The sequence below is a fragment of the Nocardia brasiliensis genome (genome assembly GCF_042691675.1).
GTDB classification, from domain to species: domain Bacteria; phylum Actinomycetota; class Actinomycetes; order Mycobacteriales; family Mycobacteriaceae; genus Nocardia; species Nocardia brasiliensis_D.
In genome coordinates this window covers 7458038-7483430 of the sequence record NZ_CP170507.1, presented here as the reverse complement: position 1 = coordinate 7483430, position 25393 = coordinate 7458038, and the positions used below count along the sequence as shown (strand labels likewise).

25 protein-coding genes are annotated in these 25393 nt (G+C 67.2%); 14 read left to right on the top strand and 11 right to left on the bottom strand.

From position 1 onward, the window contains the following. Positions 1 to 32 precede the first annotated feature (32 nt). From ACFK0J_RS34525 to ACFK0J_RS34515, 3 genes are all read left to right on the top strand, one after another. Positions 33 to 272 carry a hypothetical protein gene (locus tag ACFK0J_RS34525; RefSeq protein WP_378733889.1) on the top strand — a complete coding sequence of 80 codons (240 nt, stop codon included), beginning with the start codon at positions 33 to 35 and terminating at the stop codon, positions 270 to 272. Between the two features lie 270 nt (positions 273 to 542). Next, a complete protein-coding gene (locus tag ACFK0J_RS34520) occupies positions 543 to 1160 on the top strand; it encodes a TetR/AcrR family transcriptional regulator (RefSeq protein WP_378733888.1) in 618 nt (205 codons plus the stop codon). A gap of 36 nt (positions 1161 to 1196) precedes the next feature. After that, complete coding sequence (locus ACFK0J_RS34515) at positions 1197 to 1364, top strand: hypothetical protein (protein ID WP_378743408.1); 168 nt, start codon at positions 1197 to 1199, stop codon at positions 1362 to 1364. A 43-nt stretch (positions 1365 to 1407) separates the two neighbouring features. On the opposite strand, the gene ACFK0J_RS34510 is transcribed toward ACFK0J_RS34515, so the two are convergent. From ACFK0J_RS34510 to ACFK0J_RS34495, 4 genes are all read right to left on the bottom strand, one after another. Further along, the gene (locus ACFK0J_RS34510; protein ID WP_378733887.1) at positions 1408 to 2190 is read right to left on the bottom strand and encodes an ESX secretion-associated protein EspG; all 783 of its coding nucleotides are present in this window, start codon (positions 2188 to 2190) and stop codon (positions 1408 to 1410) included. Next, positions 2187 to 3875, bottom strand: a complete 1689-nt coding sequence (locus ACFK0J_RS34505; protein ID WP_378733886.1) for a hypothetical protein — start codon at positions 3873 to 3875, stop codon at positions 2187 to 2189. The genes ACFK0J_RS34510 and ACFK0J_RS34505 overlap by 4 nt, the downstream gene beginning before the upstream one ends. Before the next feature lie 124 nt (positions 3876 to 3999). Then, positions 4000 to 4719, bottom strand: coding sequence for a C40 family peptidase (locus ACFK0J_RS34500; protein WP_378733885.1), 720 nt, complete (start codon positions 4717 to 4719; stop codon positions 4000 to 4002). Between the two features lie 361 nt (positions 4720 to 5080). Further along, positions 5081 to 5992, bottom strand: a complete 912-nt coding sequence (locus ACFK0J_RS34495; protein WP_378733884.1) for a LysR family transcriptional regulator — start codon at positions 5990 to 5992, stop codon at positions 5081 to 5083. An 86-nt stretch (positions 5993 to 6078) separates the two neighbouring features. Here ACFK0J_RS34495 and ACFK0J_RS34490 point away from each other — a divergent pair, with 86 nt between their 5' ends. The 4 genes from ACFK0J_RS34490 to ACFK0J_RS34475 all read left to right on the top strand — a co-directional run bounded on the left by ACFK0J_RS34490 (position 6079) and on the right by ACFK0J_RS34475 (position 11232). Beyond that, the gene (locus ACFK0J_RS34490; RefSeq protein WP_378733883.1) at positions 6079 to 7413 is read left to right on the top strand and encodes an aspartate aminotransferase family protein; all 1335 of its coding nucleotides are present in this window, start codon (positions 6079 to 6081) and stop codon (positions 7411 to 7413) included. A 182-nt stretch (positions 7414 to 7595) separates the two neighbouring features. Beyond that, on the top strand, positions 7596 to 8903 hold the full coding sequence (locus ACFK0J_RS34485; RefSeq protein ID WP_378733882.1) for a serine hydrolase domain-containing protein: 1308 nt from the start codon (positions 7596 to 7598) through the stop codon (positions 8901 to 8903). A gap of 71 nt (positions 8904 to 8974) precedes the next feature. Further along, on the top strand, positions 8975 to 9616 hold the full coding sequence (locus tag ACFK0J_RS34480; protein ID WP_378733881.1) for a TetR/AcrR family transcriptional regulator: 642 nt from the start codon (positions 8975 to 8977) through the stop codon (positions 9614 to 9616). After that, positions 9613 to 11232: an MDR family MFS transporter gene (locus ACFK0J_RS34475; RefSeq protein WP_378733880.1), complete on the top strand. Its 1620-nt coding sequence runs from the start codon at positions 9613 to 9615 to the stop codon at positions 11230 to 11232. Before ACFK0J_RS34480 ends, ACFK0J_RS34475 begins: the two co-directional genes overlap by 4 nt. Positions 11233 to 11281: 49 nt before the next feature. Here ACFK0J_RS34475 and ACFK0J_RS34470 read toward each other — a convergent pair whose 3' ends face one another. The 3 genes from ACFK0J_RS34470 to ACFK0J_RS34460 form a co-directional block, all read right to left on the bottom strand. After that, complete coding sequence (locus ACFK0J_RS34470) at positions 11282 to 12256, bottom strand: esterase/lipase family protein (RefSeq protein WP_378733879.1); 975 nt, start codon at positions 12254 to 12256, stop codon at positions 11282 to 11284. A gap of 239 nt (positions 12257 to 12495) precedes the next feature. Beyond that, complete coding sequence (locus ACFK0J_RS34465; protein WP_378733878.1) at positions 12496 to 13512, bottom strand: glycosyltransferase; 1017 nt, start codon at positions 13510 to 13512, stop codon at positions 12496 to 12498. Beyond that, complete coding sequence (locus ACFK0J_RS34460; protein ID WP_378733877.1) at positions 13509 to 13922, bottom strand: glycosyltransferase; 414 nt, start codon at positions 13920 to 13922, stop codon at positions 13509 to 13511. The genes ACFK0J_RS34465 and ACFK0J_RS34460 overlap by 4 nt, the downstream gene beginning before the upstream one ends. Positions 13923 to 14058: 136 nt before the next feature. On the opposite strand from ACFK0J_RS34460, the gene ACFK0J_RS34455 reads away from it, so the two are divergent. The 4 genes from ACFK0J_RS34455 to ACFK0J_RS34440 all read left to right on the top strand — a co-directional run bounded on the left by ACFK0J_RS34455 (position 14059) and on the right by ACFK0J_RS34440 (position 18608). Beyond that, a complete protein-coding gene (locus tag ACFK0J_RS34455) occupies positions 14059 to 15123 on the top strand; it encodes a glycosyltransferase family 4 protein (protein ID WP_378733876.1) in 1065 nt (354 codons plus the stop codon). 76 nt (positions 15124 to 15199) lie between these two features. After that, on the top strand, positions 15200 to 15700 hold the full coding sequence (locus tag ACFK0J_RS34450) for a hemerythrin domain-containing protein (protein WP_378733875.1): 501 nt from the start codon (positions 15200 to 15202) through the stop codon (positions 15698 to 15700). A gap of 53 nt (positions 15701 to 15753) precedes the next feature. Further along, positions 15754 to 17376, top strand: coding sequence for a DUF885 family protein (locus tag ACFK0J_RS34445; RefSeq protein ID WP_378733874.1), 1623 nt, complete (start codon positions 15754 to 15756; stop codon positions 17374 to 17376). Positions 17377 to 17417: 41 nt separating this feature from the next. Next, the gene (locus ACFK0J_RS34440) at positions 17418 to 18608 is read left to right on the top strand and encodes an alpha/beta hydrolase family protein (RefSeq protein WP_378733873.1); all 1191 of its coding nucleotides are present in this window, start codon (positions 17418 to 17420) and stop codon (positions 18606 to 18608) included. Between the two features lie 167 nt (positions 18609 to 18775). Here the strand turns inward: ACFK0J_RS34440 and ACFK0J_RS34435 are convergent, their stop codons facing one another. Next, a complete protein-coding gene (locus tag ACFK0J_RS34435) occupies positions 18776 to 19735 on the bottom strand; it encodes a YeiH family protein (protein WP_378743248.1) in 960 nt (319 codons plus the stop codon). Between the two features lie 208 nt (positions 19736 to 19943). On the opposite strand from ACFK0J_RS34435, the gene ACFK0J_RS34430 reads away from it, so the two are divergent. After that, positions 19944 to 20873 (top strand): LysR family transcriptional regulator, encoded by a 930-nt coding sequence (locus ACFK0J_RS34430; protein ID WP_378733872.1) that lies wholly within the window; start codon positions 19944 to 19946, stop codon positions 20871 to 20873. A 71-nt stretch (positions 20874 to 20944) separates the two neighbouring features. Next, on the top strand, positions 20945 to 21424 hold the full coding sequence (locus ACFK0J_RS34425; RefSeq protein WP_378733871.1) for a Dps family protein: 480 nt from the start codon (positions 20945 to 20947) through the stop codon (positions 21422 to 21424). 25 nt (positions 21425 to 21449) lie between these two features. Here the strand turns inward: ACFK0J_RS34425 and ACFK0J_RS34420 are convergent, their stop codons facing one another. Next, on the bottom strand, positions 21450 to 22253 hold the full coding sequence (locus ACFK0J_RS34420; protein ID WP_378733870.1) for an SDR family oxidoreductase: 804 nt from the start codon (positions 22251 to 22253) through the stop codon (positions 21450 to 21452). A 288-nt stretch (positions 22254 to 22541) separates the two neighbouring features. Here ACFK0J_RS34420 and ACFK0J_RS34415 point away from each other — a divergent pair, with 288 nt between their 5' ends. Continuing rightward, positions 22542 to 23969: a three-helix bundle dimerization domain-containing protein gene (locus ACFK0J_RS34415; RefSeq protein ID WP_378733869.1), complete on the top strand. Its 1428-nt coding sequence runs from the start codon at positions 22542 to 22544 to the stop codon at positions 23967 to 23969. A 31-nt stretch (positions 23970 to 24000) separates the two neighbouring features. On the opposite strand, the gene ACFK0J_RS34410 is transcribed toward ACFK0J_RS34415, so the two are convergent. Then, positions 24001 to 24552 (bottom strand): hypothetical protein, encoded by a 552-nt coding sequence (locus ACFK0J_RS34410; RefSeq protein WP_378733868.1) that lies wholly within the window; start codon positions 24550 to 24552, stop codon positions 24001 to 24003. A 180-nt stretch (positions 24553 to 24732) separates the two neighbouring features. Continuing rightward, positions 24733 to 25368, bottom strand: coding sequence for a DUF305 domain-containing protein (locus tag ACFK0J_RS34405; protein WP_378733867.1), 636 nt, complete (start codon positions 25366 to 25368; stop codon positions 24733 to 24735). Between the last annotated feature and the right edge of the window lie 25 nt (positions 25369 to 25393).

Sequence of the window (25393 nt, the reverse complement as noted above, 5' to 3'; positions counted from 1 at the left end):
TCCCCGACGTTCACCGGAATGAAAGGCATCCGATGGCAATCCAGCACGCACACCGCCTCGTCCTCACGCTGCTCACCGGCGTCGCCGCGCTTGCCGTCCTCGGCGTGCCGCCGATCGTCCTGCTGATATTTCCGGCCTTGGCGGCCTGTGCGATCCTGGCGATGGTGCTGCGCGACCCGCACCTGGCCCGTTCACCCGCGATCGAGGCGGATGTCGATGGGCGTGAGCACCCCGAACCGCTGCTCGATAGCGTCGGCAGCGGCAAGGCATAGATACCCCTACCCGCCGATCGGGATCGCCCCGGCGGCCCGCCGCCCGCCGCTTGTCGACCTCCTCGGCCGAGGCCAGCGCGGCCTCGGCCAGCAAAGTGGTCACCGCGTTCACTGCCGGATCGATCGCGGCGATGCGTGCCAATGTTCGGTCATCACCTCGACCGCGGTGACCTCGCCTGCCTTGATCGCGGCGGCCACCTGCACTGCCGACGCCCGATACAGCTCCATGCCGCCGAACATACAGACCTGTATCTGGATACACTACTGAATATGGACCGCCTGACTCGGGAGCAGAGCCGGCAGCAGACCAAGCATCGCTTGCTCGCCGCCGCGGCCGAACTGTTCGCCGAACGGGGTGTCAACGGAACCTCGGTGGAGCAGATCGCCGAGCGCGCCGGATTCAGCCGAGGCGCCTTCTATGGCAACTTCGCCGACAAGCACGAACTCGCCCTCGATCTGATCGTGCAACGCACCGAGCGCGAACTCGACGAGGTCAGCCAGCTCGACCACAGCACCGGCGAACCGCTGCGCCAGTTCCACCGGGACCGCGCCCGGCACCACGCCGAATGGCTCACGCTGCGTCTGGAACTCGTGCTGCATGTGCTGCGCAACCCCGAACTGCGGCCCCGCCTGGCCGAACGCGAGCTCTTCGCCCGCGACGCCATCACCTCCGGCATCATCTCCCGCTTGCCCGATCCACCCGCCGACCCGGCCTTCCTGGCCCTGATCGTGCACGCGCTGGAGGACGGCCTGCTCATCCAGAAGCTGCTGACACCCGAGGGAAATCCCGATGATGTGGTGGCGCAGGCTTTCGAATTGCTGATCGCCTCCTGGGCCGCACTCGCCGCAGCGAAACCCCAGCCGGCTCCGGGTGCGGGCGAGACGTAGCGCAGGGGAGACGTGCCCGCGGTCTATCGTGGAGTCGTGGGCGTCATGGGCGAACTGTTCCCGGGTAAGAAGCTGGCCGACGAGGGCAGCGAGGACAGCGATGGGCAAACGCACCGCCCCCGCCTCGAACTCGACCTCGACGCCGGTGTGGTCCGGCTGACCGGGCCCGCCGCACCCGCCGCGGAACCGACCGAGGGCGGCTGAACCGCACGACTGCCGAAGCGGCGCGTAGGCCGGGATATTCGACTCAGGCGCGTTCATCCTTGATGGCCCGGACCACCTCGGCGATCCGGACATTGATCAGCGCCGTCAGCCGTTGCGCGCATGCGGGCTCCGCGATCGGCGTCCACTGATCCGCGATCACGTATCGGCCGTCATCCTCGAGATCGCGCCACTGTAATCGGCTGCGGGTGATGCCGCGCGGTCCGAACAGCGAACGGCCCTGCACCACGTCGATCGTGCCGACCAGGGCGGCCGGGTGGCGCAGGAACTCGGTCGAGCGCTCCCAGGTCGACCCACCCGCGACGTTGTGCACGATGGATTCGCGGTACCGGTAATCCATTTCGTCGTACTCCGGCTGGGTGAGCAGCTCGACATTCGCTCGCGTGCCCGCCGCGACCGTGGGCAGAGCCGCTGCCACGGTGTCGGCCAAAGCCAGTGCGGCACAGGAGGTCACGGTGAAGCCAGCACTGTGGCGCACCGTCTCGCCCGGCAGCTGGGTCACCAGGCAGCCCTGCTCGCCCGCGCGTACCGCAAGCATCCGGATACTCGACGCGGGATCCGCGCAGCACCGGCCGTTGTGCCCGCGCACTTGGATCGCGATATCCGGATTCATCAGCATCGCGAAAATGTGGTCGAGCGATTCGCCGTTGTGGCGCAACCGGTCTCGCGTCTCGGCCTTTTCCCGCAGGAAGTCGCGATAGCCGGGTGTGCGGCTGGTGAAGGTGAGTGGTGCGGGCAGAAAGTCTTGTCGCACGCCTTCCCACAGGACCAGGAACTCCAGGTCGGTGAGGGTCCAGGTGCGGCTCATTGCTGTACAACGGCCCGGACCGACGACGGCTCGCCACCGAGTCCTTCTTCCATGTGTTCCTCGGATATCAGGTAGTCGGCCCGCTTGTGCTCGCGTCGCCCGTCGTTCGGTGTCACGCCGCCCATGGGTGGGGCCATGCCGGGTATACCGGGACCCGTCGACCCGCTCACGCCGGCCAGGCTCAGCGGCATCGTGCCGGCGATGGTGGCCCGGGGGAACAGCTTCGACGCCTGGTCGAGCAGGTTGCGCGGCGCCGGTGCGGAGCCGCCGAGCCCGCCGGACGGCTTGGTGCTCGGCCCGCCGGATTTGGCCGGGTCGTGCGCGTCCGGCAGCAGGGACGAAAGAAGCGGTGACAGAGCCGGATTGGTGCCCTTGGTGGTCGGCAGTTGCGGTATCGACTGCAATCCCTGTTGCAACAGCGAACGAGCCTGGGAGAGTAGCTGATCCTGCGACGGCGACTTGCCGGTGCGTGCATCGGCCGAGCCATCGGAGCGCACTCGGGATTTCGTCTCCGAACCGGATTTCGAATCCGAGCCTGACCCGGATTTCGAATCGCCTGATGATCCGGAACCTGACCCAGACCGTGAATCCTCCGACGAGTCCGCCGAATTCGACTTGTCGGACTCGTCGGACGAGGTCTCCGATTCGGTCTCCGAGGACTTCTCCGACTCCTCCTCCGCCGAACCATCGGACTCGGGCCCCGCGCCCGTCGAAGTCTGCTGAATGGTGAAGTCAGGCGGTGCGCTGCGCGCCTTCGGCAGCACCGGGATCGCGGTGCTGGAGGCTTCCAGGCCGGGGATGTACGAACTCTCGAAGCCCGCGATGGCCTGCTGCAGCAGCTGTTCCTCCGCCTCGCTGCCGGCTTCGGGCAGCGGACCGGTCGGCATGGCCGCCTTGGTCTCCGCCAGCCAGCTCGCGGCATACTGGAGGCTACTCGCGACCAGTTGCATTCCGTTCGAGAGCGATTCGACGTTGTCGCGGTAGCCGTTCGCCGCGGTGATGGCGCCGGTGATGCCCTTGCCGGTCCACGCGCCCTTCTTCTCCATCTCGCCGAGTTGGTCGGCGAACTTGGTGAACACCGTGGTGAGGCGTTCCGCCATCCACCCCCAGGTAGCCGCGGTGCCGGCAGGCAATGGTGGGTTCATGCCGAGACCGGCCTGATAGAACCAGGGGAGGTCGTGACCGTACGGGTTCTCCGCTTCGATCGCCTCGGTGCCCTCGCCCGCGGCATCCGGCCGGGGCGGGTCCTGCGGTGGCGGAGTCTTGCCCGGCACGGGTGCGGGTGGATAGCTCGCGGCCCGGCTCTCCGCGCCGGGCCGGAGCTGATCGAAGGCGGCCTTCGAATCGAATTCGGTGTCCCGGTACAGTTTTCCGGCGGTCACGAAGTGCTCGCCCATCGCACTGAGTATTTTCTTGTGGGCGACCAGGATCTGTCCTAGATCCCGCGACGCCGCATCGAATTTCTTCGCCAGCGCTACACCGGACGCGAGGTGGCCATTGTCGCTGAACCCCTTGTGCTCCTCGATATCGCCGAGCTTCGCCTCGACGGCGGTCACCGCGTACAGTGCGTCGGCGGCGAAATTCGCCGCATCGCTCGCCGCGTCCGGCGCGAGCCGCAACTCGCCCTCGCGCAACCGTTCGGTCAGTCCGGGCCACGGGTTGACCGGCGAAGGTTCGTTGCCCATCCTCGACTCCTGACTCTCGCGTTGTGCCGCCCCAAATATCGAGCGTCACGTGCGCGAATTCAATCCGAGTCCATCAATTCCGCATCCATAAAAAATCATCGGACGCCGGAGTCGAGGTGGCGGGCTAGCCGTGGAAGCGCCGAGCTCCCGCGTAGGGCATCGAGGTCATCGGGGATTCCGTGACGCCCGTGCCGTAGGTCGAGGCGTGGATGACCTTGCCGTCGCCCGCGTACAGGGCCGAGTGGCCGCCGCCGTAGAACGACACCAGATCGCCGGGCCGCAGGTCCTCTTCGGCCACCGGGGTGCCCGCGGCGAGCTGGTCGTAGCTGGTGCGCGGCACCGAGACACCGGCCTGCTCATAGGACCACTTGACCAGGCCGGAGCAGTCGAAGGCGTCCGGGCCCGCCGAGTTCGCGTAACCGGCGCCGAGCTTGGCACGGGCGGCTTCGACGGCGACTTCGCCCGTGGTCTTCTCCGGCGCGACCCGGGGCAGCGCCGGGGCCGGTGACCGGAAGCCGGGAACGTCCGCGAGGTCGAAGTGCCCCGGGACGCCGGGGAGCGTGAATTCGGTTCCGGGAGCGGAGAAGTCCGCCCGGGAGGGAGCAGCGGATGGCGCGCTCTCCTGCTGCGGAACCGAGGCCGAGATGCCGGGAAGGCCAGGCGGGATGGCGATTTCGTTCGGCACCTCGAAAGTTCCGATGCCTGTGACGGTTACCGTTTGGGCCGATGCCTCTCCCGCGTTCAACAGGAGGGCGCCGGAGAAAGCCGCGCCCGCGGTGAGTGCCCACCAGAACACCCGGCGGAGCGAGCGGGGATATCGGACGTCGTCGGTCTTCGATGCCATGATCAAGTCCTCCGATGGTCATTTCGAAGGCCTTGGCGGGTCACCTGACGCCGCACGCTATGGCGCACCGGACTTCACCAAGTCTCCGAATAGATTCGAGAACATTCACGGTGATCTGTCAGTCCAAGCGGATCCGATTTCCCATCCTTCGACACAAACGGTGGAGAACAAATTGCGACACACTGGAAAACAATAACGAAACGATAACTAATTATGCCATTCATGCGAAAATTAGCCGTTGACCTGCGCGAATGCGTCATGCAAACTCGAGTAAATTAATGTGGTTGAGCTCGCCTGGGCGGCTCCGATACCCCGTATTGGTGGGTCTAAACGGGTGATAACGCTTTTCCTGCGAAAGTTTTCAGCGATCCTTCGGCCCGACGAGGCCCGGCAGGTCGTCGTGCCTGCGCAGGGCGTCCAGCACCGTGGTGACGGCGGCGCGCGGGGGGACGCCGCGCCGGATCACCGCGGTGATAGTGCGGGTGACCGGGCTGGCGAGTTCCCTGGTGACCACCCGATAGCGCGGGTCGACGGCAAGGCCGGGCAGCAGGGCGATCGACAGGCCCGCTTCGACGTGTTGCAGCGTCATCATGTAATTGCTGAATCGGCAGATCACTCTCGGCTCGAAGCCCGACTCGCGGCAGAGCCGGGTCGCCAGACTTGCCATGTAGGACTTGGGCATATCGAAGACCCACGGTTCGTCGGCGTAGGCGGCGAGATCGGCGGGCCCGCGTGCCGCCCGGCCGGGTGGCAGCACCAGCACGATCGGATCGGTGGCCAGCGCGACGATGTCGACGTCCGGGCCGAGCGGCTGTTCGACGAAGTCGGTTGTCGTGATGACGATGTCGGCGTCACCGACCCGCAGCGCACGCATGCTCTCGTGCGGTTCCAGCTCGTGCAACTCGATATCCAGGTGCGGGTGGGTGTGCGCCAGCCGGGTCACCGCGGGCACGCACAGCGAGTGGATGGCGCTCTGGAACGCGCCGAGCCGGACCAGTCCGACGGGTTCGGCACCGAGGCTGCGCAATTCCGCTTCGACGGTGCCCATGTGGTCCAGGATCGCCCTGGCCCGACGGGCCAGGATCAGCCCGGCCGGGGTGAGCCGGACCCGTCGGCCGGTCCGTTCCAGCAGCTGCGTGTGTGTCTCGGCCTCGAGCACCGCCAACTGCTGAGACACACTGGATGCGCTCAGATTCGCCGCTTGCGCGACCGCCCGAACGGTGCCGAGGGAGTCGAGCTGGCTCAGCAGGCGCAGCCGCCAAGGGTTCAGCATGCGTCCATTGTTGTGCGGCTCCGCCGAACAGCACAGCCGGAATTGTGAGATGGACGTGTCGCTCGCGCCGCCCCTACCGTCGAAACATGGCTTCTCCCACCACCACCCCGCGGTCCACCGACGACTTCTGGGCCGACGCCGACCGCCACCTCGTGCGCTACGCGGGCGCGGGCTCCTTCACCCAGGAGATCATCGCCCGCGCCGCCGGAAGCTTCCTGTACACCGAAAGCGGCAGGGAAATACTCGATTTCACCTCGGGGCAGATGAGCGCGATTCTCGGGCACTCGCATCCGGACATCGTCGCGACGGTGCGCCGCCAGGTCGGCGAGCTCGACCATCTGTTCAGCGGCATGCTCAGCCGCCCGGTCGTCGACCTCGCCCGCCGCCTGGCGGGCACCGTGCCCGCGCCGCTGGCGAAGGCGTTGTTGCTGACCACCGGCGCCGAGGCGAACGAGGCCGCGATCCGAATGGCCAAGCTGGTCACCGGTAAACACGAGATCGTCTCGTTCGCCCGGTCCTGGCACGGCATGACCCAGGCCGCGGCGAGCGCGACCTACAGCGCGGGCCGCAAGGGTTACGGCCCGGCCGCACCGGGCAACTTCGCGATCCCGGCGCCGCACCCCTACCGCCCCGACTTCACGACGGCCGCAGGCGAACTCGATTGGCGCAGGCAGCTCGACTTCGCCTTCGACCTGATCGACGCCCAGTCGGTCGGCAGCCTGGCCGCCTGCATCGTCGAGCCGATCCTCAGCTCCGGCGGGGTGATCGAACCGCCGCCCGGCTACTTCGCCGCGTTGCACGAGATGTGCCGGGACCGTGGCATGCTGCTGATCCTCGACGAAGCGCAGACCGGTTTGTGCCGCACCGGATCCTGGTACGCGTTCGAGCGCGACGGCATCGTGCCCGACATCCTCACCCTGTCCAAGACGCTCGGCGCGGGGCTGCCGCTCGCGGCCGTGCTCACCAGCGCCGAGATCGAGCAAGATGCCCACGACCGAGGGTTCCTGTTCTTCACCACCCACGTCGCCGACCCACTGGTCGCGGCGGTCGGCAATACCGTGCTCGACGTGCTCGTCCGCGATCGGCTCGACCAGCGGGCAGCCGAGCTCGGCGCATTCCTCCGTCGTGGCCTGGAGCGCATTGCCGAGCGGCACAATGTCGTCGGGGACATCCGCGGCCGCGGCCTGCTCGCCGGGCTGGAACTCGTCGTCGACCGGGCGACCGAGCAGGGTTCCGACGAGCTCGGCGCGCTGGTCACCCGTCGCTGCCTGGAGTTGGGCCTGCACATGAACATCGTGCAACTCCCGGGCATGGGCGGTGTCTTCCGCATCGCCCCGCCGTTGACCGCCACCGAGGACGAGCTCTCGCTCGGCCTCGCCATCCTGGACCAGGCGATCGGCGACGCGACCGCGCGGATCTGAGCACGTCGAAAGGCCTCCGGTGAATGCCGGATTGCCGTGCGAGCAGGGGCCCACGGAACGCCTGGCCCGACAAGTATGGGCAGCTCGACCGGTAACCGACGCGCTGGCCGGGCCGATGTGCCGAGCAGGAGCTTGTCGGGAAATTGGGGTGTGCAGTGCGTCGTTCTCTGAAAAGCATTGCGGTGTCGGTCAGCACGGCCGCCGCGGTGTTGCTCGGCACCGAAATCGCCTGCGGCACGGCCTATGCCGCACCGGCGGAGCAGCGGCAGTGCGCGGTCACCGATGGGCGCGAACCGCAGACGGCGACGCCGGAAGAGGTCGGGCTCGATGCGGCCGCGCTGCGCAAGGCGGTGGAGTTCGCGGCGGACCCGACTCGGCTCAACGTCCAGGTGTTCCGCAACAACTGTCTGATCGCCGCCGGGCCGCGCAACGACCAGACCGGTGGGGTGCCATGGAATCTGTGGAGCAGTACGAAAAGCGTGGTCTCCATGGTCACGGGCATCGCCATCGATGAGGGGCGGTTGCAACTCGACAATCCTATCGACGACTATCTCCCGGCCGGGCTCGGTGACGCGGCGCATCGGGCGATCACCGTCCGCAGCCTGCTCACCGAATCGTCGGGCGTGCAGGTCGCGGTGGCCTCGGAGGGTATCACCGGACTGGCGCAAGTCGACCCGAACGTGGTCGCGCAGGCGCTGGCGATGCCCATCGAGAAGCCGCAGGGCGTGGAGTGGAAATACAGTCAACGAGCCGTTGATCTGCTCGTCTACGTGGTGCAGCGCGCGGTGGACGAGGACTTTCAGGCGTATGCCCAGCGAAAGTTGTTCGACCCGTTGGGTATTCGGCGCACCGACTACCACTGGGGCCGGGACCGCAGCGGCAACACCTACGGCTACGCGCACCTCGTGCTGCCGCCCGACGATTTCGCCAAGCTCGGCTTGCTGGTCGTGAATCACGGTGCCTGGCAGGGCAAACAGATCATTTCCGCCGACTATCTCCGGCAGGCCAGCCGTCCGACGGCGACCAATCAGTGTTACGGATTCCTCTTCGTGGTGAACGGGCCGGGCTGCACCGTCGAGCTGCCGGGCCTGCCGCCGGACGCGGTGAAGATGGGCGGCATGATGCGCCAGGACAACTTCATCGTGCCGAGCCTGGGCCTGCTGGTCAGCTGGACCGGGGTGACCGTTCCCGGTGGGGCGGTGAGCTTTCCGCATGATGTGCTCCGCGGCATCGTCGGCGCCTTCCGTGCGCCGCTGCTGCCGGACCCGGGACCCTATGTGCAGCAACCGGATATCAGCCTCGCCGACCCGATGATCTCGAACCCGGACGCGACCTTCGGTGCGCTGGGCATCGGTCCCTACGCCTACCCAGGCTGTGGACCGCTCGAGTGCCTCGGCAAGCCGCTCGCGCCGCCCTTCGGCGACTGGCCGCCCGGCTGCTTCATCCTCGGCTGTCTGGGGCCGCACCCCGCCACTCCCGGCATCCGATAGCGCCGCTGGGTGAGGACGATCACAGAATTTTGCACTTTCTGAAATTTTGCAGTTTGTGTTAAATTTTTGCCATGCCACCGACCGAGCGGGCGGAGTCACCGATCGGTCTCCGTGCCCAGAAGAAACGCCAAACCCGGCTCGACCTGTGCATGGCCGCACGACGGTTGGCGGTAACGCACGGGCTCGACGCGACGACCGTCGAGGACATCGCGAAGGTGGTCGGCGTCTCGCCGCGCACGTTCTTCAACTACTACGACACCAAGCTGGACGCGGTGGTCGGCCCGGTCGAGGAGATCGGCAACGCGCACGCCCGCGAAGTGTTCATCGGCGGTGGGCCCAGTGGTGTCCTCATCGAGGATCTCACCTGGCTGTTCGCCTCCGCGTTCGAGCCGGAAACGGAAGTGCGCGAGGCGATCTCGCTGGTGATCGAGCTCATCAAGTCCGAGCCGCGGGTATTGGCGGCCTTCATGGCCGCCGGTGTCCGGCAGGAGGCCGTTGTCGGTGACCTGCTGTCGGCTCGCGCGGGTGAACCGGTCGCCCCCGAATTCGCCGCGCTCGCAGCGGGAATCATGACCACCCTCACGACACGGGCCGCGATGACCGCGGCCGCGGATTCGACCACATCGCTGACCGCGGCACTGCACGACAACTGCGCGATGGCCGCCCGGCTGTTCGACAAGCCTGACGACGCACAAAGGAGACCTGCCCGATGACCACGACGGCCGAATCGCCGCCAGTCCCGATTGTCTTGACCCAGAAGCGAATCTGGCTCATCTTCGCCGCACTGATCGCGGGCATGTTCCTGGCCAGCCTCGATCAGATGATCGTCGGCACCGCCATGCCGACCATTGTCGGCGAGCTCGGCGGCGTCTCGCACATGGCCTGGACCGCCACCTCGTACCTGCTGGCCACCACCATCGTGATGCCGATCTACGGAAAATTCGGCGACATGTTCGGCAGGCGTTGGCTTTTCCTGTTCGCGGTCACCGTTTTCACGGCCGCGTCCGTCGGCGCCGCCGCGTCGACCGGCTTCTGGGAGTTCATCGTCTTCCGCGGCCTGCAAGGCGTCGGCGGCGGCGGTCTGATGATCCTGGCGCAGGCCATCATCGCCGATGTGGTGCCCGCGAAGGATCGCGGCAAGTACATGGCGCCGATGGGCGCCGTCTTCGGCATCACCTCGGTGGCGGGCCCGCTGCTCGGTGGCTTCTTCGCCGACACCCTCGGCTGGCGCTGGTGCTTCTGGATCAATGTGCCGATCGGTCTCGCGGCGCTGTTCATCGCGTTCCGCTACTTGAGCGTCCCCAGCCACCGGCCCAAGACCAGGCCGGACTATCTCGGCGTGCTGCTGATGTCGGCCGCGACGACGTTGTTGATCCTGATCACCGACTGGGGCGGCAAGCAGTACGCGTGGGGTTCGACGACGATGGTGACGATGATCGCCGCACTGGTGATCGTGGTCGCGGCGTTCATCGCCGTGGAAGCACGGGCCGAGGAGCCGATGCTGCCGCTGTGGCTGTTCCGCAACCGGACCTTCGTGCTCACCTCCGCGATCGGCCTGCTCGTCGGTCTGGTCATGTTCGCGGCGCTCGCGTTCATCCCGACCTACCTGCAGATGGCCACCGGCGCGTCCGCCTCGGTCTCCGGCCTGCTGTTGATCCCGATGATGGTCGGCCTGATGATCGCCCTGATGGGTTCGATGGCGGCGATCACCAAGACCGGCCGCTACCGGGTCTACCCGCCACTGGGCGCGCTGATCATCATTCTCGGGATGCTGTGGCTGACCCAATTGAGCGCGCACACCGCGATGTGGGTCGTCTCGGCGATGCTGTTCGTGATGGGTGCCGGTCTCGGCCTGATCATGCAGATCATCGTGCTCGTCGTGCAGAACGCCGTGGCACCCGATCAGATCGGCACCGCGACCAGTGCCAATAACTACTTCCGGGAAATGGGTGGTGCCATCGGTGTCGCCGTCTTCGGCTCGATCTTCACCAGCCGGTTGACCGAGGGGCTCACCGATGCGTTCGTCTCGCACGGCCCCGAGGTGATGGCGGCGAAACTCGATCCGGGCGCGCTGGTGCCGTCGGTGGTCAAGAACCTGCCCGCGGACCTGCACGACGCGATCGTCGGGGCATATGTACACGCCCTGGTCCCCGGCTTCTGGTACCTGATCCCCGGTGCGATCATCGCCTTCCTGCTCGCGCTGTTCATCCCGCAGCTGAAGCTGTCCGACGAGGCGGGCATGGTCGCCCGCGGCGAAGCGGTGATGGACAAGGCGGGGTCGACCGAGGACGGGGAGCCGGATCCTCGGCTCGTCACCGAACACAGCTGACGGACACACCCGGGCGGTTCAGGCGACAGCCGGACCGCCCGGGTGTTCGTCAGTTGCGTTCCGGGCAGGGGTTGCCGGTGTAGTCCGGGTCGAGTGCCTTCTGCACGAGGTAGGCGACGGTCGGCGACTGCGGGAGCGCGCCGTGGTCGAAAGTATCTGTGGGACAAAGGTCTTGGATCCAGACGTTGTCGACCGTCGCGCCCGGACCGGCCCGGAGGAAGGTCGCCTCCGGCGGGGCGGAGGCGTCGTCGAGGGTGCTGGCGATCACGGTGTAGGTGATGCCGGGGTCGGTGTCACCCGCGGCGTTGACGGCGCGCACAAAATCGCTGCCGACGAGCTGCTGCGCTGCCGCGGTTCCGCCGATTCCCGTCAGTCCGGCGGCGAATCCCGCGGACGCACTGCCGGACGGGAGTCGAGTCGCCACGCCGCGCATGGCTGAGCCGTGATTGGTGCCCGCGAGCGAGATCAGCTGGTCGACTTTGTCCACGCCGCCGTCGAAGCGCAGGTACTGGCGCGACATCAGCGCACCTTGGGAATGGCCGACGAGGTCGACCTTCGCCGCGCCGGTGGCCGCGCGCACGCGGTCGACGAAGGCGGCGAGTTCACCCGCCGACGAGCGGATATCGCCGGTCCCGTACATCCCCGGCAGCGCACCGAGCACGCTCGTGGTGTCGCGACCGTAATTCAGCGAAAAGACGCAGTAGCCTTCGGCTTTCAGCTGCGGCGCGAGCACGTTCCAGTCGTTCTGGTTGCCCCAGGTGCCGTGTACCAGCACGACGGGCCGCGGGTGCACGGCGGCGGGCAGGCAGGCCCAATCATTGGACCCCTCGGGCGGGATGCTGCCGTCCGGGTTCTTGCCCCAGCCCGGTCCGGGATCGGCGATATCGTTCGCGGCCGCGGTGGTTTCGGTAGCGGACCGGTCCGGGACAGCCGGTTGCGGGCTTGCCTGCGCCCCCGGCGCGCAGATGCCGGTCAATATGCCCGCCGCCGTACTCGCTGCCGCCAAGCGCCACTTCGCTGCCATAGAGATTCCTCGGTACTAGATCGCTTCCGGTGTGCCGAGCCGGGACGTCGGCAGACAGCCGCGGCCCCGAGGAAAACCGTACAGCGCTCGGCTTAGTTGCGTGCGGCGCTGCGTCGGCGACAGCTATCCGTCAACCGCCGGTCGGTGGGCCGTCGTTCTCGAGCACCGGCTCGCGTCGGGGAACAGGGCCTGGCTGGCCCGGTGGGCCAGGTCGGCCGCAATCGCCGCCGCAGTGTCCGTCACTCGCCCGCCTGCTGCAGGCGGCGCGCCTGCTGCATGGTGGAGATCAGCGCGAGGGTCGACTCGGCGCCCTGGTTCTCATTTCTCCCGGTGGGTTCCAGTCCGTCGCAGCAACCGCCGCTGACCGGGTCGATCAACGGGGTCGATACGTCGTTCGAGCCGCGGAACCACGCCTCACACAGCAGCACCGCGTCCTTCCAGTGATGGTCCTTGGTGTCGTCGTACGCGCGGGCACAGGCATCCGCCAGCGTCGCCACCTCGATGGGCTGCTGGTCGAAACCGGGCCGCTTCTCACCGGTGGTCCAGCCGTCGACCGGGGTGACCGAGAGGTGATCGCCCGCCGTCTCCATTTCGAGCAGCCAGCGCAGCATTGCCAAGCCATCGGCGTGCGTGCGTCCCTGACCCGGCAGCGCGGCGCCTGCCGCCAGCAGCGCTTCGGCCAGCACGGCATTGGCGTAGTGCAGCCGCGGTTCGGGCCACCGCCAGTCGAGTCGACGGGTCGGCGGACCGATCAACGCGGCGGCATCGGCCAACAACGCCTGAGCGGTGAGGTTTCCGGGGTCGGATCGCAACACCTCGGACGCGCCGAGTGCGGCGAAAGCCATCGCGCGCGGGAACTGCGAACGCTGCTTCGCGCCGAGCGTGAACTGCGTCAATGCCTGCTCGGCCAGCTCCGGCCGGCAAGCGACGACGGTGCCGAGTGCCCAGAGGGCGCGACCCCAATGATCCTCGACGCTCGGCTCGTCCTGCCAGCTGCGGTCGGCGCCGCGCCGATTGTGGCAGCGGCCGTCCTCAGTGCATGCTTCGAGAATGAAGCGCAGGTATACCCGCACCAACGCGTCGAGCTCCTCGGTGGGTTCCGGCTCGCGGACCACGACAACGAGGGCCCGCGCGACATCGTCCACGCAGTAGCCGTTTTCGAGGCGGGGGGTGGTGAACTTCGCGTGTTCGAAGATCCCGCAGTCGTCGCTGAGTCGTAACAGATGGGCGTAGGAGATGGTGATCGTATTGCTCATGCCGTGGCCAACTTCGCATCGGCTTGCCGCGTCGCTGCGGCAAGCGCATGGTATTTCCTGCTCACTGCGGGCCAGAGTAGTTCTGGTGCAATGCCTTTCGCTTCGGCGCTCATGCGGGCCGCCAAGCCCGCCGCGGTGAGCACCTGGCGCAGCGCGGCCGCGCCGGCGGTCGGCGATTCGCGATCCACCAGCAGGCCCGCGCCGCTCGACAGCAGCTCCCGCGCGTGCGGAAAGTCCGTCGATACCACTGGTTTACCCGCTGCGACGGCTTCAATCAGAACGCCGTAGGACCGAACTGACACAACGTCAGCCTTTCTGATTCGAGCCAGCGCCGACGGTGCCGCTGTCTGCAGCCACTCAATTGGCTGATCGTGTCGCGCTGAAGCGCTTGAGAATCCGCTCCGGAGCACGACACGGGCGGATCGACCACTAGACCTCGATCGTAACACTCGGGTCACACTGGGTCGATGTGATATGGTCGTCGCATCAAGTCCGCCCGTTCGGGACGGCTCTCGGCGATGAATTCGCCAGTAATCGAGGATTTTTATGAGAATCGGCGTAATCGCGTCGGTCGCCCACCGTACGCCACCGAAAAACTACGGCCCGTGGGAGAACATCGCATCAACCCTGGCCGAGGGCTTCGTCGCGCGCGGGCACGACGTCACGCTGTTCGCGACGGCCGACTCCGAGACGTCGGCGCGACTGGTCGCACCGGTCGCCTCGGGGTACGCGGAAACGGCTGGCTCGGACGCGAAAGTCGCTGAGGCACTGCATAATTCGACAGCCTTCCAGCAGGCCGGCGAGTTCGACGTGCTGGCCAACCACTTCGACTTCATGCCGCTGACCTACAGCCGCCTGGTGCCGACGCCGATGGTCACCACGATTCACGGCTTTTCGTCGCCGAATATCGTGCCGGTTTATCGGGCATTCGACGACATCGCGCACTATGTGGCGATCAGTGACGCGGACCGGCATTCCGATCTTCGCTATGCGGCGACCATTCATCACGGTATCGACATCGAGCAGTTCACATTCCGGCCCGAGCACGGCGAATATCTGCTCTTTCTCGGGCGAATTCATCCGGACAAGGGAACGCACCTGGCCATCGAGGTGGCTCGGCTGACCGGACTGCCCTTGATCATCGCCGGGGTGATTCAGGACGAGGAATACTTCCGCACGGCGGTCGAACCGCACCTCACCGGCACCGCGGTGACCTATGTCGGGCCGGTGGGCCCGGCGCGGCGCGACGAACTGCTCGGCGGCGCTCGCGCGCTGCTGCACCTGATCGGTTTCGCGGAACCGTTCGGCCTCGCGGTCGTCGAAGCGCTCGCGACCGGAACACCGGTCATCGCAACGCCATTGGGATCGATGCCGGAAATCATTCGCGATGGCAGCACCGGATTCCTCGTCACCGACGTCGTCGGCGCGGCGGCCGCGGTAGCCCGGGTCGAGCAGCTCGACCGGCGCGCCGCCCGCGATGACGCATGCGCGCGCTTCGGCGCGGATCGAATGATCGATGACTACCTAGCGCTGTTCGAACGCATCGTGCCCGCGACACCGCAACAGCAGGGCATCGGTTCCCCCGGATTGTTCTCACACGCCGGGCTGTAGCCGGGTTTCGACAATCGGTCAGCGGGAACGTCCGGCACAGAGACCAGCCGAAACCGTTCCCCTCCGAGGAGTATCGATGTCTACCGATGCCATCGTGCTGTTACGTGAAGACCACAAAGCGATCCGCAAGCTGTTCCGAGACTTCGAGAAGGCGGGCGACAACGCGAAAGCCACCAAGGCCCGCGTCGTCGAGAAGATCATCGAAGCGCTCACCGTGCACACCTATCTCGAGAACGAATGCATGTATCCCGAGGTCCGCAAGCTCGTCCCGGAGCTCGAAGACGACATCCTCGAATCGTACGAAGAGCACCATGTCGCCGACGTGCTCGTGACGGAGCTGGCGACGATGAAGCCCGACGACGAGCACTTCACCGCGAAGACCACTGTGCTGATCGAGAACGTCGACCACCACATCGACGAGGAAGAGAACGAGTGGTTCCCGCAAGTCCGTGAGCACCTGGGGCGGAAGCAACTTCAGGAGATCGGCGCGCGGATGCTCGAGCTGAGGGAGAAGGCGCCCACCTCGCCGGCGCAGCCCTCGGCAGTGAAGAAAGCGGTCGACGCGGTGATCTCCTGACCGGTCCGCGCTGATCCGTGGCCGGTTGGGGACACCAATTGTATTGTGCGGACATGGGTCTAGCGAAGCTTGCCGAAGAGTTCTGGGACTGGCGGATAGCCACACTGCCGGACTCCAGCGACGATCTGCCGCGGGTGGAGCGGCCGGACGGCTGGCTGCCCGACTGGTCGCCGACGGCGATCGCGGAGCGCAGGACGGTGCTCGCCGAACTGATTAGCAGGCACCGCGAGCTCGACCTGTCCGACGAGCCGGTTGCGGTGCGGGTCGACGGCAGGCTGCTCGGCTCGGCGCTGGCCAGGGTGCATTGGGAACTGGAATTGATCCGCGGGTGGGAGCGTAATCCCGAGTTCTATATTCAGCAGAGCCTCGGCCCGATCTACCTGATTTTGTTGCGGCCACCGCCGTTCGACACCGCTCGGGCGGCGACGATCAGCGCACTGCTGCGGCACGTTCCGCTGGTGCTGGAACAGGCACGGCAGAATCTCGCCGGACACGCGAGCGCACCGTTCGCCCGCAGCGCGGTGCGCCTGCTGGACGAGACCGCGGGTTCGCTCGAGGCGGCCATGGCCGCGCTGGTTCCGTTCCTGCCGGATGAGTACGCGGCCGAACTACCCGCGGCTGCCCGGGTGGCCGCGGAAGCAGTTGCAGCCTACCGGGATTGGCTTGCCGAGCAGCTGCCGTCACTGGGCGCTGCCGAACCCGTCGGACCGGAATCGCTGGCCTACTTCTTGCACCGGGTCGCGTTGCTGCCGTACTCGGTGCGGCGGCTGCGCGAAATGGGCAGGCAAGAGTGGCACCGGGCGGTCGCCACCGAGGCCGTCCTGCGCACCCGGTATCGAGGCGTGCCCGCACCGCCGCTGCCCGCCGATGCCGCGGCGCATGCCGAGCGTCAGGCTGTGGCTGAGCGTGCGGTACGCGAGTTCGCCGAGCAGCGGGGATTGCTGAGCCAGCCGGACAGCTTGCGGCACTACCGGTTCGCGCCCATCCCGCCGTATCTGGAACCGCTGAGCTGGCTCGGGGTCACCGACGACCTGACCGGTCCTTCCCGCAGGAACGAGGACGCCATTCGGTACGTCCGCGACCCGCATCCGGAGCTGCCGTACTTCGACCATGCCGCCGCCTTCGATTCGCGCACCGCGATCGTGCACGAGGGGGTGCACGCCCAGCAGGTCGCGATCGGTTGGCAGCACGACAATCCCGCCCGGCAGCGGTTCTATGACTCGACGCCCAACGAAGGCATCGCGTTCCACTACGAGGAGCTGATGCTCCAGGCCGGGCTGTTCGACGACGCACCGGCCAGCGCGATCTTCGTGGCGAATGCCATGCGGCTGCGGGCCTTACGCGTCGAGGTGGACATCGATCTCGCGCTTGGCAACCTTTCCATCGAGGAGGCGGCCGATCGACTTGCCGTCGCCGTGCCGGTGGATCGGGAGACGGCGTGGGATGAGGCGGTGTTCTTCGCCGGTAACCCCGGTCAGGCGTTGAGCTATCAGATCGGCAAATTGCAGGTCCAGGATTTGCTCAGTACGGCGGTAAGCGAACTCGGCGACGCCTTCGACCTGAAGGAGTTCCACGACCGGCTCTGGCGCGAAGGAAATATTCCGCTGGCATTGCAGCGGTGGGAACTGCTCGGCCTGCGTGACCATCTCGACGAGGCGGATCGGCTGGCCGGGTAGGACCGGCACCGATGTTCCGGGCCCGGCGTTGTGTTGCGGGTGTGATCGGCGCACTCGTCCTGCTCGGCGGGTCGAGTGCCTGTGCGACGGAGGTCGGGACCACTGCTGCGCCCGGCCAGGGAGACCGCGGCGAGGTCGTGTCCACGACTCCGGTCGCGCAGTTGTCGACCGAGGAGACCGCGGCCTATCTCGCCGAGGGACGCATCGATGCCGCGGTACGCAACGGTGTGGATGCGTACCGGGTGCTCTACCGGACGATCACACCGGAGGGGGTGCCGACCACCGCGAGTGGGCTCGTTGTGTTGCCGCGCACCGATTCTCCTCGGTTGCGGGTGGTTATCTTCGAGCACGGCACTGTGGTCCGCAAGAGTGACGCGCCGTCGGTCAATCGTTGGAACCGTCCGGACCAGGCGCGGACCGTCATGTTCGGGGCAGTCGGGTATGCGGCTGTCGCTCCGGACTATCTCGGCCTCGGCGAGGGTCCGGGGAACCATCCCTACACCCACGCGCCGTCGGCGGTGAGCGCGTCGGCCGACTTGCTGTTCGCCGCGAAAGATATTGCCGCCCAGCAACATCGTGCGTTCGAGCGCGATGTGCTGGTGACCGGGTTCTCCCAGGGCGGCCATGCCGCAATGGCTTTCGGTAAAGCGTTGCAGGCGAATGAGGTTCCCGGCTTCGGTGCCGCGGCGCTGGCACCGGTCAGCGGGCCCTACGATCTCCAGCACGTCCAGACACCCGCCGGGCTCGACGGTCGGATCGCGCCCGGCCCGGCGGTGTTCTTCTTTGCCTATTGGCTCACCTCGATGAACCGGATCTACCACCTCTACGACAATCCCGCCGAAGCGTTCCAGGAGCCGTATGCCGAGAAGATCGAGGGACTTTTCGACGGCACCCGCAACGAAATCACCATCGCCACCGCCCTTCCCATTACCCCGGACCTGCTGCTGACGCCGCGTTTCATCGAATGGGCGGCCAACCCCACCGGCGCCGCGCGAAAGGCGATGAGCGACAGCGACACCACCTGCGACTGGGTCCCGCGCGTCCCGGTCCGCCTCTATGCCGCCACCGGCGACCGAAATGTGCCCTACGCGAACGCCGAGCACTGCCTGCGAGCCCTGCGCACCGACAACGCCACCCTGCACGACCTCGGCGGTCTCGACCACGCAGGCTCCGGCCGCGCGGCGTTGCCGCAGATTCTCGCCTGGTTCCAGCGGGAGTTTCCGCCCAGCTGACCGGCGGGATCAGGCGTTCGCGGGTAGGTCGGTGCCCGCGCCGCGGCACCGAATCGGGATCCGGCTCGCGCGGCGCGACCGCGAGCCGCTCGGCCTGGCCATCGGTCAGCAGGCCGAGCGCAGCCATGGCGAAGGTCCAAGTCTGGCGGTGTGCAGGGGAAAGGTGGCTACCACCAGCCGGTAGCGAACTGCAAGGCGAGGCTGGAGACGGCCAGTATCACCGCGAGGATCCCGCCGAACAGGAGCGGGCGGGATCCGGCGCTACGGAGTTGCCGCCAACTCAGCGAGGTGCCGATGGCGGCGAGGACCGCGGCGATCAGCCAGGCGCTGATGTTCGCCAGGGGAGCGGTCAATGAGTCCGGGACCAGCCCCAGTCCGGCAATCACCGATGCGGCGAGGAACAGTACGACGAAGAGTGGAAATGCGTGCAGAACTGAGCTTTTCGCCGTCGTATCGTCGCGCCGGTTCGTCAGATGCAAACCCAGGCACATCGGAACGATCATCAGACTGCGGACAAGTTTGACGATCACCGCGAAATGAGCCGCCGCAGGCCCGAAAATGACCCCCGCCGCCAACACCGACGACGTGTCGTTGATGGCCGTACCCGCCCAGAGCCCGAAAGCTTCCTGGGACAACCCGAGTAGTCGCCCCATCGGTGGATAGACGAGCACCGCAACGACATTGAAGACGAAGATGGTCCCGAGAGCGTAAGCGACCCGATCGCGATCAGGTTTGAGCACCGCCGTGGCAGCGGCAATGGCCGACGCCCCGCAGATCGTGGTACCCACCGCCACCAGAATCGCCGACTCCCGGTCCAACGCAAGCATTCTGCCGACAACCACGGCGGCCGCGGCTCCCGCGATCAACGTGCCGACCAGCACCACTGCCGTCTCCCGCCCGACACTCACCACCGCCCCCACCGGCAGCCCGAGCCCGAGCAACACGATGGCAGCGCCCAGCACCCGCTGCCTGGTCAACACCAGCCCGGGCTCGAAACGCCCTGTGTCCGTTCCATACCGGCGAGCCACCGCCCCCACCCCGACTCCTCCGGCCAACGCAAGCACCGGCGCCCCCGCAACCGGCACCACCACTCCCAACAACGTTGCCGCAGTAGCCAACCCAGCCACCAACAACAAACCGGGACCAAAGCGACCAAGGAACCTCACCCCCAAACGATCCCGCCGCACACCCGCCCGAGGTAGCCGCCGAAACAACAACACCCCATAAGCCAGACGAATGGCTCGCGCATCAACGGGACATGACGGAGTCCGTACTCGCACTTTGCCGCAGCTATGTCCCGTTGATCATGGCGATGGGGGTCCATACTGAGGGGTTATGACGCTGCCGCCGGGGACGCCTGATTTGGACGTTCTCGATTTGTTGGTTTCGGTTGCTGAGCTCGGGAGTTTGGGGGCGGCCGCGCGGCGGCACGGGATCAGTCAGCCTGCGGCGAGCATGCGGATCAAGGCGTTGGAGCGACGGTTGCGGTTGCGGCTGTTGGATCGCGGTCCTACCGGGTCGGTGTTGACGGATCCGGGGCGGTCGGTGGTGGGGCACGCACGGTTGGTGCTGGAGGCGGCGCGGGCGTTCAGCGCTGGTATTGCCGCGCTGCATGCCGCCGACGTGCCCAGGTTGCGGGTGGCCGCGTCGAAGACGATCGCCGATCATCGGATTCCGCAGTGGCTCAATGCGTTACGGGTCAGCTGTCCGGAGGTGGCGGTGTCGCTGGAAGTGGACAACACTCGGCATGTCGAGGCGCTGGTTCGGGAAGGGGCGGCCGATATCGGTTTCGTGGAGGGCCCGCATCCGCCGCGGGGGCTCGGTAGCCGGGTGCTCGGAGCGGACGAACTGGTGGTGGTTGTCGGGCCCGCGCACCCGTGGGCGCGTCGGCGGAAGCCGGTGACGCTGCGGGAACTGGCGACGACGCCGCTGCTGTGGCGCGAACCGGGGTCGGGGACCAGGGACACGGTGTGGGAGATCCTCGGTGCCGAATGCCAGCCCGCGCAGCCCGCCGCCGAGCTTGGCTCGGCGGTGGCGATCTCCGCCGCGGCGCGGGCGGCGGTGGCGCCCGCGGTATTGAGCAGGTTGATCGCGGGCGCCGATTTGACCAGCGGCGCGCTCATCGAGGTCCGGGTGGCGGAGTCGGTGGTGCTGACCAGGAAGTTTCGCGCGATCTGGCGACGGCAAGCACCGCCATCGGGACCGGCCGGGATGCTGGCCGAGCATGCCGCGCGGCTCGAATCACATGGCGCTCGTCACTGCTGACCTGGTGATTCAGCACGCCGGATGCGGGTAGCCAGTCCAGGACACGGATCCGAACCAGAAAGGCGGGAATGATGAGCCAGCCCATCACCAGCACTCTCGACACGGAGCAGCAGAAGATCGCGGGGGAGGCCCTGCGGGCAACCGTGATCGACCTGATCGACCTGTCGCTGATCGCCAAGCAGGCCCACTGGAACGTGATCGGCCGCAACTTCCGGTCGGTGCACCTGGCCTTGGACGAGCTGGTTACGGCGGCCAGGGAGTTCACCGATGCCGCAGCCGAGCGGGCGACCGCCGTCGGCGTCAGCCCGGATGGCCGGGCTTCGACGGTCGCCAAGGAGACCAGCGCCGTCGGCTTCCCCGAGGGCTGGCAGCAGGACACCGATGTCATCGACGGGATCGTCGGCAATCTGCATGCCGTGATCCAGCGCCTCCGGGAACGGATCGAGGCGACGGAGAAGGCCGACCCGGTGACTCAGGACCTGCTCATCGGCATCGCCGCTCGGCTCGAGCAGTTGCACTGGATGTGGCAGGCGCAGGTGGCGACGATCTGAGGCCGCGCACCGACGGTGTGGAGCGCTATCGCGACAGTCCGTGGACGCGCGCGATGAGGCGCTCCAGCACCGTGCGCGGCAGCAACCTGCGCACCGCGAACATCACCGGCGCATTGCTGCCGACGGCGTAGAGCGGCCGCGGCCGATCGGCCTCGACGGCCTTCACGATCGTCTCGGCAACCCGCTCGGCCGTGATGCCTTTCCCTTGTGCCGCATCCAGTTTCGCGATGAACTTGGTGAAGTCGGCGGTATGCGGCGAACCGTCGGACAGGTATTTCGTCCGGCGTTCCCGCAGCCCCGTGTTGATCTGTCCCGGCTCGACGGTGGTGATCCACACGCCGAACGGTGACTCCTCGAACCGAGCGGCTACCGCGAAGCCCTTCAGCGCCGCCTTCGTCGCCCCGTAGGACGACCGATACGGCATCGGGAAGCTGGCGATCATCGACCCCACCATCACCACTCGGCCGTACCCGCGCTCCCGCATGCCCGGCAACACCGCCTGCGTCAGCGTCACCGGCCCCAGCACATTCGGCCGGAACAGCCGTTCCACCGCGTCGGTCGGCAGTTCCGCCAGCGGTCCCGCCTGACTCTCTCCGGCATTGTTGACCAGGACATCGACCTCCCCGAGGCCCGCGACAAACGCCTCGATGGACCCGGCGTCGGTCAAATCGAGCGCCCGGTATTCCACCCCCGCCACCCGTGCCTCGTCACCGATCCCCTCCGGCTTCCGACTCGTCCCGATGACTCGATACCCCCGCCCCACCAGCGCCGCGGCCGTCGCCTTTCCGATTCCCGACGAAGCACCGGTAACAACAGCAGTGCGAGGCATAACCATCTCCTTTAGTCAGCGGCTCCAGCCGACGATAGCCCTCCCCCGGCCAGCCTCGCCGCCGCGCCACCCCCGATCACGCCACCCCTGCGCGAAGCCGGTCCGGCGGGCGCGGCAAACGTGAGCGCAACGGGGGGTGGCGGGTTGGCGATGGCGTGTTGAATTCTGTGGAGCGGGTCGGTGGAGAGTGCGGGGGCTCGGGTTTTCGGGGGCTAGGGTTGGCCGGCGCGGTAGGGCGGGACTGCTGTCGCCGGGATGTGTAGGCCGCTGGATGCCGAGGAGATTGTGGTGGTTGTCGACACTGTTCGTGAGGAACAGGCGATCCGTCAGATGACGGAGCGGTTGGTCGAAAACTTCGGCGGCACTTACTCTGCGGAGTACATCGAGGGGGTCGTGGGGGCCGCGCGCCGGCGGTTCGAGGGACATCCGGTCCGGCAGTTCGTTCCGATCCTGGTCGAGCGGTACGTTCGTCGGGAACTGGAGCCGGTGGGGGACGCGGCGAGCACGGCTGCCGAGCCGGGAACCGGCAAGGCGCGCAGGGCGATCCCGAAACACCAGGCCGATTCGGGAGATCGCGGATTGCCGGTTGTGCTTCGTGAAACATGGTCCACCAACAAGCGTTTCGTCTCCGGTGCGGTTGCCGCCGTGGTCGCGGCGCTGGTCGTGGTGACCGTCGTCGCGGTGGTGCTCGCGGTGCGAGAGCCCGGCGGCGGACCGGTCACGGCGGCGCCCACCGCGCCGCTGACGGTGGTGCGCGGTGTGGTCGGGTCCGAGAAGATGTCGTTCTTCCAGGACTCGAAGGTGGTCGAGGCGTTGGCGCGCAACGGGCTCGAGGTCGAGGTGGACTCGGCCGGGTCACGACAGATCGCGACCTCTGTCGACCTCGCGAAATACGACTTCGCATTCCCGTCCAGCGAGCCGGCCGCCGAGCGAATTCAGCGGCAGCGCAATGTGAATGCCAAATACATTCCGTTCTCCTCGCCGATGGCGATCGCCACGTTCACGCCGATCGCCGACCTGCTGGCCAAGGCGGGTGTGGTGCGTCCGGGGCCGGTGCCGACCTTCGACATGGCGCCCTATCTGCGCATGGTCGGCAACAACACGCGGTGGGACGATCTCGGCGACAACGCCGCGTATTCCGTGCGTAAGAACGTGCTGATCTCCACCACCGACCCGCGCAGCTCCAACTCCGCGGCCATGTACCTGGCGATCGCGGGCTACGTCGCGAACAACAACACCATCGTGCAGGGCACCGCCGCCGAGGAAGACATCCTGCCCACGGTGGCGAGACTTTTCGTCGGTCAGGGCTACACGCAGAGCAGCAGCGAGGGCCCCTTCGACAGTTACCTCGCGACCGGCATGGGCCCGACGCCGCTGGTCTGGATCTACGAGTCGCAGTTCGTCGACGCCGCGGTGCGCGGCCTGATCAAGCCCGACATGACGTTGCTGTACCCGTCGCCGACCATCCTTTCCCGGCACACGCTGGTGCCGTTCGGCGAGCCGGGCGACCGGATCGGCCGCCTGCTGTCCACCGACCCCGACCTGCAGCGCCTCGCCGCCGAGCACGGCTTCCGCACCAGCGACGCCGCCCAGTTCGCCAAAGTCACCTCCGACCACAAGATTCCGGTTGCCAACGACGTCATCGACGTGATCAGCACCCCCACCTACGACACGCTGGAGCGCCTACTCGACGGAGTCACCAAGTCCTACAACTGACCGCGGGCGAACGCCGAGTGTTCCGCCGCGTTCAGCGCGTGCCGTGGCCCGCGCAGGCGGCCAGGGCGGTGTCCTTGGTGGCGTTGAACCTATCGATGGTGGCGTTGAGTGTGTCGGTGTCCGCGCGACGGGCCAGCGTGTCGGCGAGGTTGCGACTGTCGTCGCGGTAGGTGTGCAGCACGTCCGCGATGTTCGACGGCACTTCCTGGGTCACCTGCTGGTCGACCGCGCTCGCGCCGTCGTGCAACGTGGTGACAGCGGCGTCGGCCTTGCTGTTGGCCTCCGGATCGTTGACGCCCTTGACATTGCTGACCGCGATGTAGTCGTTGAACACCCGGACCGAGTTGCCGTTCGCCGCGTAGAAGGCATCGCACGCCGCTCCGGTGGCGCGTTCGATGGCGGCGGCGCGCGCCGCCGATGCGGCGATGGCGGAGGCCGTGACCTCGGAGGTGTAGGCGGCCAGGTCGGTCCGGTTGACCTCGGCGGTGCCGGAAACCTGCTGTGCGCAGGCACCGATGATCAGCACGCCCGCCGCGGTCGTCAGGGCGGCGACGGTGCGGCCCGCTCGTTCCAGTCGTCGCATGCAGGTCCCTCGCTCCGCTCGGCAGGTCCGGCCGGGACGGGATGCCGGACATTTCGACCGTACGTCGGCGCGGCAGGTGTCGTCATCCGGCTGTACGGATATCGATCACCAACCGATATCTGCGGGCCGTGCCTGTCGCACCGGGGCGGCTGGTAACCCCGGTGCGACAGACCGGTCGGATCAGCTCTGGCCGAGCATGGCGCGCATCTTGTCGATCTCCGCTCGCTGGCTGTCGAGAATGGTGCGGGCCAATGCCTTCGACTCGGTGTTCGTGCCATCGTCGAGCTCGGTCTCGGCCATGGCGACCGCGCCGGTGTGGTGCTCGATCATCATGGTCAGCCACTGGCGATCGAAATCCGGACCGGACGCGGCCTGCAGGGCATTCATCTGCTCGGCGCTCATCATCCCCGGCATGGCGTGACCGTCATGGCCGGTGCCCGCGGTGGGCGCGGGCTTGCCGAAACTTTGCAGCAGCTCGGTGATCTGCCGCATCTCCGGCGCCTGGGCCTTCTCCACGTCGGCGGCGAGCGCCAGCAACTGCTGGTTCTGGCTGTGGCTCGGCACCAACTTCGCCATGTCGACGGCCTGCGCGTGATGCGGGTACATCATCTGCAGGAAGGTAACGTCGGCGTCGTTGAAGTCGGTGCGGGCCGCCGCCGCCGCCGACGTGCTCGGCGACGCGGTCGCGGTCGCGGTGCCGTGATCCATCCCGGACATCGAGTCGGAGTCGTTGTCGCTACAGCCCGCGATGAACAGGGCGGCGGCAGCTGTGCTCGCGGTGAGGACGGCGGTGATCCGGGTACGTGAGATGAACATGGTTGCGCTCCTTGCGAATTGGGTT